At 60.4% G+C, this 13,893-nt stretch carries 6 protein-coding genes; 4 read left to right on the top strand and 2 right to left on the bottom strand.

Going from position 1 to position 13,893, the window contains the following annotated elements; translation table 11 throughout:
- The first annotated feature begins 22 nt into the window (after window positions 1-22).
- From V6F91_RS16640 to V6F91_RS16655, 4 genes are read left to right on the top strand one after another with little or no spacing between them, the layout of a single operon-like run.
- A complete protein-coding gene (locus V6F91_RS16640; protein ID WP_332766242.1) occupies window positions 23-2,545 on the top strand; it encodes a CS1-pili formation C-terminal domain-containing protein in 2,523 nt (840 codons plus the stop codon).
- 4 nt (window positions 2,546-2,549) lie between these two features.
- Complete coding sequence (locus V6F91_RS16645; protein WP_332766244.1) at window positions 2,550-3,764, top strand: hypothetical protein; 1,215 nt, start codon at window positions 2,550-2,552, stop codon at window positions 3,762-3,764.
- Between the two features lie 44 nt (window positions 3,765-3,808).
- Entirely contained in the window at window positions 3,809-4,552 is a 744-nt protein-coding gene (locus V6F91_RS16650; protein WP_332766246.1) for a molecular chaperone, read from the top strand.
- Window positions 4,553-4,584: 32 nt separating this feature from the next.
- On the top strand, window positions 4,585-5,097 hold the full coding sequence (locus V6F91_RS16655; RefSeq protein ID WP_332766248.1) for a CS1 type fimbrial major subunit: 513 nt from the start codon (window positions 4,585-4,587) through the stop codon (window positions 5,095-5,097).
- A gap of 122 nt (window positions 5,098-5,219) precedes the next feature.
- On the opposite strand, the gene V6F91_RS16660 is transcribed toward V6F91_RS16655, so the two are convergent.
- Window positions 5,220-10,331, bottom strand: coding sequence for a dermonecrotic toxin domain-containing protein (locus V6F91_RS16660; RefSeq protein WP_332766249.1), 5,112 nt, complete (start codon window positions 10,329-10,331; stop codon window positions 5,220-5,222).
- Window positions 10,332-10,523: 192 nt separating this feature from the next.
- Window positions 10,524-13,661, bottom strand: coding sequence for a transglycosylase domain-containing protein (locus tag V6F91_RS16665; RefSeq protein ID WP_332766251.1), 3,138 nt, complete (start codon window positions 13,659-13,661; stop codon window positions 10,524-10,526).
- Window positions 13,662-13,893: the final 232 nt, after the last annotated feature.

Raw genomic sequence — 13,893 nt, forward strand, 5'->3', positions numbered from 1 at the left:
TTTGTTATCCGAGTACGCGTTCATGTTCCCGATGACTCCCATCGCGGCGGCGCTTGCGCTGTTGTTTTGTGCCAGCGCAGCCGTGGCATCCAACACCGCCGGAACCACGCCACGCAGTCTGTTGGCACAGGCGAAAGGTTTGCCGGCGGATTTCGAGGAGCATTTCTTTGATGTGCCGCTGGCGGTGCGGGTCGAAGTCGACCAGCAGCCGCTAGGCGAGGCCATGGTGGTGTTGTCGCGCGATGATCGCATCACCCTGCTCGAATTCACCGACACCAGTGAAAACCGCTTCGGCCCTGCCGAACGGGAAAAATGGGCGAGCTTTCTCAAACCCGGCGTGCCCTTGGGCGCGTGCAGCGGTTCCTGCCCGGATCAGTTTCTGGCCGTGCACTACAGCCTGGAAGATTCACTGGTTTCGATTGCCACCGAAAACGCCGAACGCGACGTCGAGGCCAAGCGCTATTACGAGCAGCCCGACGGGGGCAGCAGCGGCCTGATGGTGCGCAACCAGCTCAACCTCAACGGCGGTCAGGATCAGGACCTCGGTGGGCGGTTCGGCCTTGAGGCCAGCGGCAGCCTGGGCAACTGGAGCCAGACGCTCAATTTGCAAATGGCCCGTCTCGGCGGCCCGGACGACAAGCTTTATCACGCTGTACATGAACTGCACACCCAGCGCGAACTGCAAGGCAGTTTTTTCCGTCTGGGCTATTTCACCCCCAATTCCGAAGGGCTGACACGCCAACCGCGCACGTTCGGCACCAGCCCTGACACCGCCGTCGGCGTGATGTACGGCAGCTCCGACAGCCTGGCCATCAACAGCCCGATGCCCAGTGTCTACCCGATCTATGTCACCGCCAATCGTCAGGGCTCGGTAGAGATCTGGCGCGACGGCTTGCTGATCAATACCCAATCGGTACCGGCCGGGTTGCAGACCCTCGATACCCGGCCATTGCCCGGCGGTATCTACGAAGTGGAAGTGCGCCTGATCGAAGACGGCCAGATCACCGCCACAACCCAGGAGCTGGTGTACAAGCCCAGCAACTGGCGCAACCTCGACGAGCGCTGGCGCTACAACGTTTTTGCCGGCGAAGAAAGCAAACTGCTGAGCAACTGGGACACCCAGGCCAGCGGCAGCCCCACGGCCGGGGCGGCGGTCAACTATCTGCTGCACCCGCGGGTCATTCTCGGCGCATCGGCGCGACAGATCCGCGAAAAACTGCAGTACGGCACGTCTATCGACTGGACGCTGGCCAATCACGTCAGCGTCTATGCCAACGTCTACAAGACCGAGGATTACGGCACCGGCCTTGATCTGCAAAGCCTCTACAATTACGGCGCCGGCAGCATCGTCGTCAGCCACAACCGCAGCTGGCTCGACACCACCAACACCTACGAGACCTTGCCGGACGGCACTCGCGTGCGTCCGCGCAACGTGTTTGTCGGCCAGACCAGCAATTCATCGCTGGCACTCAATCACCGCATCAGCAGCAAGAGTTCGGTCAATGCGCGGCTGGCGCACAGCGAAGGCAATGTCGAAGGCATGGGCGTGGATCTGGGCTGGACCCAACGCACGACGCTGCTGGGCAGCGATGCCAGTTGGCGCCTGTCGATCTTCGATCGGCCGGGCAGCTACAGCAGCGGCGATGCGCGCAATCGCGGGGTCGATCTGAGCATCAATATGGCACTCGGCGCACCCGGCGAGCAGATCACCGGCAGCATCGGCTCGCGTACCGCCCGCGACGGCCAGCGCGACAACAACGCCTCGCTCGGCTGGCGCAGGGACTTCAAGGATCACGTGCTGCAGAACGTATCGGTCACCGCGCTCACGGATACCTATGGCCTGGGCATGTCTGGCCTGACCAATTTGCGCACCGACGCGGTCAATGGCGATGCGTTTGTCCAGCGCTCCTCGTACAACGGCAATTACACCGGCGGCCTCAACGTCGACAGCACACTGGTGTTGGGCGGCGAGCAGATGCTCATGACCAGCCAGAGCGATGTGCGCGGCGCCGGGCTGATCGTCGATGTCGAGTCGGACATCGAAGACATCACCCTGCGTGCCGACGACTTCAGCGGTGGCGGCGCGGCGTTGAAGCCGGGGCGCAATTTCATCCCGATCACGGCGTACCAGAACAGCTCGGTGAGTTTCGACTTCGAAGGCAACAACGTTCCGGCAGCAACGATCGAGCCGGCGCGCACCCGCTATCACCTGAACAAGGGCGGCGTCGAGTACCGCAAGGTGCGCGTGATGAAGACGTTCACCGTGCTTGGCCGTCTGGTCAATGCGCAGGGGCAGCCGCTCAAGGGCCACCACGTGATCAACCACGCCAGCCGCGGCGTGACTGAAGTGGATGGGTTCTTTTCGATGGAAATGAACGCCGGTTCGCCGACCCTGGAAGTGCGTCAGGGTAATCAGTTGCTGTGCCAGTTCCGACTCAACGAGGCCGACCATCGCAGTGAAAACAACGTGCTGATGATCGGTGATCTGCGCTGCACGCCGGACACCCTGGCGGATGTTGCGACCACTGAACAGAAGGCAGGTTGAAAGTATGAAAAGAATCGCAGGCGCTTTGGGCTTATCGCTGGGCTTGGTCATGTCCACCGCACAGGCCGCCAGCCAGGAAATTCGTGCGACGTTTCGCCCGGATTCCTCGCAGCCGAGCAAGAACGTGTTTATCAACCAAACGCCGAACAGCGGTTACTGCGCGAGCTATCCGGAGCAATGCGCGGACAACGCCACATTCAGTATTCAACTGCCGATTCGCTTCACTTCCAACGGCCCGATCAAACCCAATTGGGGGGTTGGCTTGAAGGTTCCTGCCAACTGGAGGCGGCTGACAGTCATTAATGCGGACACGCAGGAAGTGGAGACCGTTGAAATGCGCATCACCGGTATTGGCTCCAATTATGTTTTGAGTGATCCGGCGCATGAACTGGTCGGTGTGAGTGACCCATTGGAGGGCCATCAAGGACTCTGGGAAAGCAGCAGTTGGGTATACGCAGCCTCACCCTGTCAGTACAGCGGAGTCGGTGCTTACGGCCCTGCTTCGTACCGTTTTTTCTGGAAAGCACCCGCAGAGGGTTACTGCACGAAGAAGACGATGTACGCCATTCCGTCGATGTACTTCGACACGCTCGACTTCGCTTATGAACTGCGTACTCCCAATCCGTTGGGTATGTCCTCCGGGCTGTACACCGGCTCGATGACCTATAGCGTTGGGGGGGGCGGCGATTTCGACATTGGGGGCGGGTTTCAACCAGACGACAGCAGCCTGACCCTCGACTTCGTTCTCGACGTCCAGCACACCCTCAAGGTCGACCTGCCGCCGGGTGGCAACAACGTCACCCTTGAACCTGAAGGTGGCTGGGCGCCTTGGATAAACAGCGGGCGCAAGCCGACGCGGATCTTTCGCGATCAACCGTTCCACATTTCGGCGTCTTCGCGCTTCAAGGTACTTATGTTGTGCAATTCCACTGGCGGAACGGCATGCAAACTGGGCAGCCCAAAGGGAGATACCACCGAGGTCGAAGTCTTTCTGACGTTACCTCCAGGCATCAGCGGCCCAGGCGGTGGCAATGTCACCCGCTCGCCTCTGCGCTTCAACGCTTGGGCGGGGCCCTACCAGCCCGAAATCTATGTCGATCGCAAACCCGGTTCGCTGTTGTTCGAAATGACCCCCTTTGCTATCGATTATCTTCTGCGGCCCGGCAAGACTGATCGGCTGCGCGGCAACATCACCATCATCTGGGACTCGGACGTATGACCGTTCGGGCAAGGTCTTACTCAAATTCAACGGAGTTGAAGAAGATGAAACGTGGTTTTCTGCTGGGCTTGCTCAGCGTGTTTTGCCTGTCGGCCCAGGCCGGCCCGCAGATCAATGTCGGCACCGTGTACGACTATCTCGATGCCGATAAGAGTACTTACCTCAAGCGTGTGTTCAACAGCGGCGACGCCACCGCGTTCGTCAAGGTCAACGTGCTGGAAATCGTTTATGCCGCCGACGGCACTTCGCAAGAAATCGCCGTCGAGAACGCCGCCGACGGCGCCTCGCGCAACGGCCTGATGGCCAGCCCGGCGCGGCTGATCGTGCCGGCTCAGGGCATGCAGGGCACACGTCTGCTGTACATGGGTGAGCGTGATCGCGAACGTTATTTCCGCGTGCGTTTCGTGCCGGTGGTGCCGGAAAAGGAGGATGAGTTCGTGGTCACTAACGAGGAGCGCGAGGACTACAAGAACTCGCTCTCAGCCGGGGTCAACGTGATGACCGGCTTCGGCACGATTTTTTTCGTCCGGCCCAAAGACGCGCGTTTCGACACAGTGGTCAATGACAGCGCCCACCGTTACGAACTGCGCAACAACGGCAATACGGTGATCATCGTTGACGAGTTCAAGAGCTGTTCACTGACCAAGGACAGCGACTGCGGTGCGACCACCAAGCACCATGTGCTGGCCGGCAAAACCTTCAACTTCGACAAGGAGAAGGGCCGCGAATACCGCTTTTTCCTGATTGAAGGGGCCGAGAAGAAAGCCGTGAAAATCGCCAGCCGCTAGGTCCGTTTCCTTTGACGCATCGGGTATTCAACATGATCAAGCAATGCACCGCCGCCGCGCTGATGGTCGCCACCGGGCTGACCGGCGCAATGGCATGGGCGGCTCGGGAAGAGCACACCTTCGAAGTGTCGCTGAGCATTCCCAGCCGGCCGTTCTATGTCATCCCTGCCGAGCCGGACTGGATTCACCGGCCGCAACAACTGTTTTGGGATTATCCCAAGGCAACCTTGGGCAGCCTTGAGAAAAACTTCGATGTGCGCCACGACAGCAGCGCCATCGACGCGCGTCTGCTGTTCGAGCCGTATCTGGAAAACGGCCGGCCCAATGAAGCGATCATGCTGCGAGTGACGTTCAACAACGTAGAGCTGAGTTCCCAACCCGTTCCCCGGCAAGTGGTTTCCCGGGATGAGGCCGCCAATGGCAAGCGCGTCGCGCTGAAGATCGAACCGATCGAGCCGGCGGGCGGTTACCGCTCCGGTGACTACAACGGCAATGTGCTGGTCATGTTCAGCGCCGCCGCACCGGCCGGCGAGCTGGAACCATGAGCCTCAGGCGACCGACCGGGGTTTCGACCGGTTTGTTGTGTGTGATTCGGAAATCGGAAGTCAGGTAGCAGACTGCACACGGCCGGTCTCTGCCGGTCCGGCTGCGTACAACCTTGACGTTGTCAGAGGCTAGCTCGGGCCAGTGCCTCGCGAGTCAGGCGTCGTGACAGTTCATTGCGCTGATAGCCGATGCCGACCACCAGCTCTGCATAACGCTCCTCACTCATCGGCGCGTCGTCGAACAAGTCCGGCGCGTCAGCGATGTCCAGTTGCTCAGCCAGGGTCTGAATCTTTCGTGCCAGCGTGTGCGCATTGGTCTGCTCATGGGGGGAGGCCCATTCTGCCTTGGCCTTGCGCAGATCCTTGAGCAGGCTGAGCCTGGAATCGAATGCAGCAGTGTTGCGCGCGTATTGGTCCGGGTAGGTCTTTTCCAGATAACCCTTCCAGAAATTTTCGGAATACAAAGCGATCATGCCGTTGACCAGGCCATCACCCTGTTCACCTTTGGTGATGGTGGCGTATGCCATGTCGACCTTCTTTTGGGTCACCCCCGAACGCTCCCGGTAAAGCATGCCTTCTGATTGCCAAGGCAATTGCAAGCGCTCAGCCAGGCCCGTTTCGAATGCCATGTGGACTTCGACTTCGTCCGGCGCGGGATTGCCCGGATGATCTTTGTTCAGTTGCGCCTGGGTTTTGTATTCGAACGCGGCTTCGTCGGCTACCCGATTCAACCGCGCCGCGGCTCTGGCCAACCGGACCAGTTTGTCCTCGAGAATGGCGGACGATGTCGCTTCGCTGTAAGCCTTGGACACCAGCACTTTCATCCCCAACGAGTTCAACAGTTGCGCACCGAAATCGCCGCAGTCATCCGGTGTCGCAATCTGCTGGAACATTTTCTCGCGCAGTTTCGCGTCCAGCGCTACCGCATCGACCATTTCCCAGACGCGTTGCGTCAAGCGCTTGCGACCCTCATCACTGCGGTAATCAGCGCTTTCTCTGAGCTTGCGAATCACACTGAAAAAACCGGCGCTATCCGGTTCCGCCATCAGGTCGTGCCAGGATTCTTCGCGGTATTTACTCAAGAATGCCGAAGGGCTGAAGATGTCGGGTTGGTCGGGAAACGAACGCCAGTGGCTGATCTCGTTGCCGGCTGCAGGGAAATAATCCTGGACGAACGCCAGGCCTACGGATTCGCGGTAACCGCCAAGACGAACGCGATCCTCGTTGGTCAGTCGCGACGTATCGAACCGCACACGGCTAAGGATGCGTGCCTGCGCAGAGCCGGATGCGACCACGGGCAACATCTTGATCGGCGCTGCGCGCATATCCAGCATGAAGCTTGGCGGTCGCTGTTTCTCAAGTGCGCCGACGCTGAACAAACCCTCCGGCCACGTCTGGATACGGGTATTGGCCAGACTCAGTTCGGTCAAGTGGTCCATCGCTCCGACATCCGGTGGTAATTCCAGCGGATTGCCGTACAGGTTCAGCGTGCGTAACTGGGTCAGTCTGCCTAGTTGTTGTCTTGATTCGGCGTTCAGCCTGATTGCGTTGTCGGCCAGGTCCAGCACCTGCAAAGGACGCATCAGCCCGATGATTTGCGGTAGCGCCTGCAACTCACACTGCCGAGCGCTTAATTGGCGCAGGTTGGGCAAACTGCTCAGCAGCGCACTCGGATCCGACGAAAGACGCGCCCCGTCGAGTTTGAGCGCGGTGATGCGATCAAAGTACGCCTTCATTTTCGGCCGTCGGAGCAGGTCTTTCCACCAGCGCTCAAGATCATGGCTCACCAGATCCGAGGACAGATCGAGCGTATAGCCTTGATCTGGATGGGCGCTGCGCTCGCCGAACATTTCGCTGCGGCGCTCGAAGCACTCTTTCAGGCGCTCCTCGATAAAGTCGCCGCCCTTGTGCAGGTAATCCGGGGACAAGCCCGGATAACCGGTTTGCGGATCGACCTCGGTATAACTGCTGCGCCATTCGGTCAATTCGTTTTGCAGATCCTTGCGTTCCTGCTCAAGCCGCGCGATGGCGTCTTTCGGCTCGCCCTTGCGCGTCAGTGCTTCAAGAAATGTGCTGGCTTCTCTTTCCGTCATCGCCGGATACAAATCGCGGATCCTTTCCTCAGTGGTCGAGCGGCGCAGAAACCTCGGCAAGCCCAGCAGTGTTTCGGTTTCGACGCTCACCACCGGCCTGACCGGCGGTTCGGCGAGAACTGTGCGGCGCTCGGCAGGCGCGGCGGCCAGTTCCATCAGCCAGACCTTCAGCGCAGCACCCTGGCCGCGTCGATAGCCGATGCTTGTCAGCGTTTCTACAGGCAGGGCACCCAAGATCGCTTCATGAAACTCGGCGGGGGCATGCAGCGAGCGGGCGTTGGCGTCGAACACTTCGTAGCGACCGTGTTCGTTTCTGATCAGACGCCTGAGCGTTTTCGCGTTGTCAGGGCCGCTGCTGCAACGCAATGGACCGTCAAAGGTGCCGTCGCGCACCTCGATGCGCAGATCGCCGAAGGTGTCGGTGTGCAGGCGCAAGGTTCCGAGGGCGAGGCGTTCGCTGTCGGCGCTCAGTTGATTGCCGCGATAGAAACCCTCGTAGGCACGGCTGCTCCTGGCTTCGAAATCCAGTTCGCGCGCCTGATTTTTCAGACGCAACGGCAAGCGTTGTTCGTTCAGGGTGCGCTGCCGTTCGCTGGCACTGGCCTGGCCGAGCAGTTTTTCACCCAGCGGAACCGGCAGCTCGGGAAAGGTCTTGCGGACCACTTGCAAGTCGGCCTGGCGGGTGCGATCAGCCGCTTGATAAAGACGCTTGGCGACGTCGTCGCGGCGTTTGTCGACGGCATCGGCAAGCACATTGCGCAGCGCTTGCACCCGTTCGGCGGCGGGCACGTCACGGCCCAATAATGTGCGCATCTGCCCCTCGTCAAGAAAGGTCAGCAGACGCTCCGGCAACTGCCCGGCGTTGAGCGCTGACTGGGTAATGGTCAGCGTGTCGGCGGCGCTGGCCATCGGGTTGCCGTACTGGCGCGAATAACCGTCGAGATGGTCATACTGCACTTTCAACGCGCGCTCGTATGGCCAGCCGGGCAGGCTGGTGGCGATCGGTTCGAACCAGTCCGACTCGACCGCAATCGGTTTTCCGGCGCGGATGTTGGCACTGGCAAGCTTCGCATCGTCGTAGGCCGCGTAACGCTTGAGGCCATCGGCCAGCAATGGCGGCGGCGGGCTGCTGTCGCTGTGCATCCGGCGCAGGTGATGGTGGCCGGTGCCGCTGCTGATGCGGATCTGCTCCAGCTGTGTGGGCGAGAAGCGCTCGGCGCGGTGGCCCAGACGCGGCATCAGTGCGCTGTCGTGCCAGTCGGCCGGGTTCTCCGCCTCATGCCGCCAGGCGCCGTGTTCGTTGTGCTCAAGGAGCGGTTTGTAGGCGTTGGCGCGTTCAGGGTGTTTGACCCGCCAGGTTTTCACGTCTGGGCGTGTCGAGGCCTTTTCCACGCTGAAGAGTTTGCCGTCCAGCGGCAGGATGCGTTCGTGGCCATGCTCGTGCAGGCCATGCGGGTCGGGTTTCGACGCCGCATCGAGTTGCAGATCTGTTCTTTCGTAGGGGCCGAGATCGGGGCTCCACAACGATGCTTTGCCATCAGGCAATCGCACCGGTTTCATGTCGTCCACCAGCGGCGATAGCTTGACCTTGAAGGCGCCGGCAATTTCCGCACCCGCACCGAAGGCAGCCAGTTCGATGACGTTGGTCACCACGCTGATGACATGCTCGCCGGCTTCCTGCCACAGGCCTTCGGCCAGGTCGACGATACCTTCGATAACGTCGCTGGTCAGTTGGTACGCGGTGTAAACCATCATCAGCTCGCCCAGTCCTGGCACAAAAGGGGTGGCGATCAGCAGAGCGACGTTGAAAATGTCCGAAACGATTTTCTTGAAGTTATCCCACCAGGCCCAGCGCGCATGACTGTCGGTGTCGGCGGTGGACACGGCGATTTGCCGAGTGTCGTTGAGAATCTTGTTGAGCTTTTGCTGATAAGCGTGGCGCCAGTAATCGCCTGGCACTTTCAGTCGCGCGAATTGCAGGTGCGGATTGTCCACCGGGTCCTTGCGCCATGCCGGGCGCTGATCGGTCGGGTCGACACGCGGGTGATAGCGGGTGACGAACAGGCGCTGCTCGAGTTCGGCAAAAAAATGCCCGCGTTGCTGCTGATCGACAAACTGGCTGAAGAACTGCCGGTAGGTCTGTTGCGTCGCCTCACTGAAGCGGTCTTCGCGAAGCTGCCGGGTCAGCTCCTCGCGAAAGGCCTTCAGCGAGGCATACTCCTTGAGTGGGTGATCCGGATCGTGCGGGATGTAGACGATCAGACGACGAATGCCGCGGCTGTCCGGTTGCGCATGGCTCAGCAGCAGAACCCCGGTCAGGCGCGTGCCGAGCAGTGACAGATCGGCACATTGCATCGAGCGCCCGTTGAGCATCAGCGGGCGCTTTTCCTCGCTCAGGTTCAAGAGCATCTTGTACGCGTCGTAGTCGATGTTCTGCTGAATCAACGCCAGATGTGCGGCGACGACGAGGGCGTCTTTCTGGCTTTGACCGACCTTGTATTGCAGGACGCTTTCAGCCAACGGCTCACCGGGCAGCAGATAGCTTTGCAGGTGCTTCTGGTACTGCGCGCCGAGGTCCAGGTCGCGGCACAGCTTTTGAAAGTCGCTGATGGGCATGGCGCTCTTGATCGGCAAGACGTCGAACAGCCCGCGTTCATCGGGCTTGCTGATGTAATCCGAACCCTGCCCGGCCGTTTCACTCTTGGCAAAGTTGTGCAGCGCGGCATCAAGCAGCGACACCGTACGGGTGACGGCGCCCTCGGACAGATTGATCGCGTACCAAGGGGTTTCAACGGGTAGATAAATGCGTAGAAAAGTGCTTCTGACGTCCAGCTCGATGCCGTGAACGGCCTTGATCTTCGCCTTGAGCAACGGTTCGGCGAAAGCGTACAGCTCGGTTTTCGCCAACAGGTGATCGACCTGGTTCTGCGAACTCCACGCCTTGAGATTGGCCGCCGCGAGTTTTTTCAGCCAGGCGGCGGGCGCCGAGTTGTACCAGGGCTGCGCCTTCCAGGGCACGTCGGCCAGGACGCGGACGCGGCCGACAGTGGCGGTTTTGAAACTGTCGTTGACCGCAGATTTGATGAATTCGTAGTGCCGGCCTTTGTCTGGTTGTGCGGCAGGCAGGGAAGCGAGAGACATGGCCAATCATCCTTGATTGTTGAGGAGTGATCAGCCTACCCACGGCAGGACAAAACAAAAGTTCAAAGATCGGGTGGCAAAGGGTGCTGCGGCTCGCCTATCCGCCGAAAATTCGAATCTGAAAAATACATGAATACCACCCACCGCGAGGAAAAAGCCTCACGCTGATTCCGAATCTCCCGACACGATTTGTTACCTCGCTGTAAGACGCGACGCCTCGTTCAGCGCCACGCCCGCGGTCTGCGTCGGCTGGCATTGTGAGTCGCTGCCCGGTTGCAGATAGGGCGTCAGAATCGGCGCCATGCCCTTGAGCACCTGCGTGGGCAGGGCCGAGGTGAACTTGAAGTTTTCCGCCGAGCGCCCCGGAACGAACGCGGTGAGGGTGCCGAAATGGTGGTCGCCGATATAGAACACAAAGGTCGCGGTACGGTTGATCGACTTCGAACTGATGATGCGCCCGCCCGAGCCGATGGCCGCGATGCGGTTGTCGCCGGTACCGGTCTTGCCGCCCATGGCCAGCGGTGTGCCATCGGCCAGTTTGAAACTGCCGGAAACACGTTTTGCCGTGCCTGCATCGACCACTTGCGACAGCGCCTCGCGCATCGCTCTGGCAACTTCCACCGGCATCACCCGTTTGCCGACATGCGGGTCGTTGACCACTCTGGTTTCGTAAGGCGTACCGGCCGCGAAATGCAGGCTGTCGATGCGCAGCGTCGGCATGCGCACGCCGTCATTGAGGATGGTCCCGATCAACTCGGCGAGGGCGGCGGGGCGGTCGCCGGAACTGCCGATGGCGGTGGCCAGTGATGGCACCAGATGATCGAACGGGTAGCCGACTTTTTGCCAGCGCTGGTGAATATCCAGAAACGCTTCGATTTCCAGCATGGTGCGGATGCGGCTGTCGCGGGCGCCCTTGTGCCGACTCTTGAACAGCCAGCTGTAGACTTCCTGGCGTTCGAAATGGCTGGCCTTGACGATCTCGCTGAAGGTGGCGTCCGGGTGGTGCAGCAGGTAGCCGATCATCCACAGGTCCAGCGGATGCACTTTAGCGATGAAGCCCTGGTCGGGCAGGTCGTAACTGCCGGGGCCATAAGCATCGTAGAGGCGGATCAGGCGGTCGTCGGTGAGCTTTTCATTGAGCTTGGTGCCCTTGAGGTGCGAGCGCACGAAGCGGTTGAAATCTTCCTGACTGGCCTCGGGCAGCAGATAGCGATGCACGGCGGCCATGCGGATCGGCGTCGGGCGCATGCTGTCGAGGAAGGTATCGAGACGCGCCTGGGTGTCCTTGTTCCGGTACTTCTTCCAGAACTTGAGCAGGAATGAAGTGCCTTCACGATCAGCGAAACTGGCCAGGTATTCCTGACGACGCGGGTCACGATCATCCTTGAGCAGTTCAGCGTTCGGACCGGAATAGGTGGTGTAGCGGACGATGTCGCGCATCAGCCGAATGAACGGCAGATTGATCGATTCACGAAGAGAATCGCGCAGGGTTGGCAGGCGACCGTTGTCCTCTTTGCGAAAGTTGTGGAAGGTGTGCAAACCGCCGCCGGTGAAAAACGCCTCGCCGGGGCTCGCCGAATATTTGCGATCCAGCGCGGCGGCGAGCAGCTTCGACAGGTCGTGATCCTTGTTCTGCATCAGGTAGTCGATGACCCAGCGGCTCAGCCGGTCCTGATCGGGCACCTCGACTTTCTTCAGCTCGGCCGCGCTCATTGCGCCGTACTTGTCGTGCAGCTCGGCGATGATTTGCAGGTAGGTGGTGAGCACGCGCATTTTCGCCGTCGAGCCGAGTTCCAGTTTGCTGCCTTCATTGATGTCGAACGGCTGATCGGTGCTGTCGGTTTGCACCCGTACGCGCGAGCCGTCGGCAGTCAGTTCGAACAGGGTGAAGCTGTAGCGCACCTGGGTGGTGCTGGTCGGCGTCAGCAGGCGTTCGCCGAGCAAGCCGATTTCGGCGGCGTAGGCCGGGTCGGCGAGTTTTTTCAGGTACGCCGTGGCCTGGGTCTGCAGGTCGCCCTGCAAAGTGCTGGTGGCGGACAGGTCGAGGCGATCGAGGTCATACAGCGGCCGATTGAGCATGCTCGCCAGACGACTGCGGGCGGCGCTGATGCCCTTGTTAGTTTCGATCGGCTGGATCGTCGGTTGAGTCTGCCAGTCGCGGTACGACACGATGCTTGCCAGCGCGGCATCGGCGAGTGCGCTGTCGATCACGCCGTTCTGTTTGAGCAGGCGCAGGTGGCTGTCGGTCAGGCTGGCGAGATCCTCGCGGCCCTTGGTCAGGTAATACGACGGGCGACGCTGAGCAATCATCAACGAGAGCATTTCACGCAGGGCCAGGCCCTTGTCGGCCATGGCCTGCGGGTCGGTGGCCGGGCTGTTCAGTTGCTCGTTGGCCTTGGCGAAATCACTGCCGTACCAGACCCGCAAGCCTTCGGCCATGCCATGCACTTCACCGTGTCCCGGCACCGCCGACAGCGGCACGCTGTTGAGGTAGTCACGCACGATGTTCTGCCGTGCGCCCAGCGTCTGCGGCCCGTCTTGATAAGCGCGGACGCTGGCGGAAAACATCTGCCGCAGTTTTTCCGCGCCCGACGCGGTGAGGCCTTCAGGCGAGTGCCGATACTTTTCCAGTTGCGTCGCCAATGTGCTGCCGCCCGCCGACTGACCGGGCAGATGCAACAACTTCGCTATCTGCGACCACGCCGCCATGCCGAAACGCGGCCAGTCCACGGCCGGGTTAGCCAGCGGTTGTTTCGGGTCGAGCAGGAAGCGGTTCTCGATGAACAGCAGGCTGTTGACAACCACCGGCGGGATGGCGGCGAAATCGGCATACAGTTGCTGCGGATAGTTGTAACGGTACAGCGGTGCGGCGCGGCAATCGGTGATCGACAAGCCGGCCTGAATTTTCTCCGAATAGGGCACGAACAGGCCTTTGTCGGTGTAGCTCAGCAGCGCCGGCGAAAACCGGGTCTGTTCAGTAATCACGTAATTGCGCTTGAGCAGACGCGGCAGGAATTCATCCAGCGAGCTGTACCCCAGACGCAGGTCGAACGGCCCGTTGCCCGGATAACGAATCGCTTCGCTCGGCCCCGGCTCCAGTTTGTAAGTCAGCGACGCCGCGTACTGGCTCAGTTCCCGCGCCTGAAAGCGCGAGGTGCGCATTTCTCGGGACGCAGCAAGCCCCACCACGATCACGATGATCAGCAGCAACAACCAGAAAGCCTTCCACCCGTGCCGATGGCGACGAGGTTTTTCAGGGACAGGCGCTTGATCCATACGTTCAGTCGGAACCACGGTTTTACTCGAATCGGTTTGCCACAAAGCGCCCATAGTCGATTGATCCATACACGCAGATTGATCGGACTTGTCTGAAGCTTAGACGGTGGTTGGCGGTGGGGAGGGGAATTGTGCGAGCGCCGAGGAGAAAATCGGTCTGAAGATGTCGAGCGATACCAGATGCGGGCATTGTCCAGCTGAAAAACAACAAACGAGCGAAACGGGGGAGGTTTAAAACAGCGTTCGGTGGGCTGTAAGCAAGTATTGATTTCATTCGGTAATACAT

The sequence above is a fragment of the Pseudomonas koreensis genome, from assembly GCF_036668835.1.
Lineage (GTDB): Bacteria > Pseudomonadota > Gammaproteobacteria > Pseudomonadales > Pseudomonadaceae > Aquipseudomonas > Aquipseudomonas koreensis_I.

Coding starts and splice junctions, on each gene's coding strand:
- V6F91_RS16640 (WP_332766242.1), top strand. CDS start 23: ATGTTCCCGATGACTCCCATCGCGGCGGCGCTTGCGCTGTTGTTTTGT.
- V6F91_RS16645 (WP_332766244.1), top strand. CDS start 2,550: ATGAAAAGAATCGCAGGCGCTTTGGGCTTATCGCTGGGCTTGGTCATG.
- V6F91_RS16650 (WP_332766246.1), top strand. CDS start 3,809: ATGAAACGTGGTTTTCTGCTGGGCTTGCTCAGCGTGTTTTGCCTGTCG.
- V6F91_RS16655 (WP_332766248.1), top strand. CDS start 4,585: ATGATCAAGCAATGCACCGCCGCCGCGCTGATGGTCGCCACCGGGCTG.
- V6F91_RS16660 (WP_332766249.1), bottom strand. CDS start 10,331: ATGTCTCTCGCTTCCCTGCCTGCCGCACAACCAGACAAAGGCCGGCAC.
- V6F91_RS16665 (WP_332766251.1), bottom strand. CDS start 13,661: ATGGGCGCTTTGTGGCAAACCGATTCGAGTAAAACCGTGGTTCCGACT.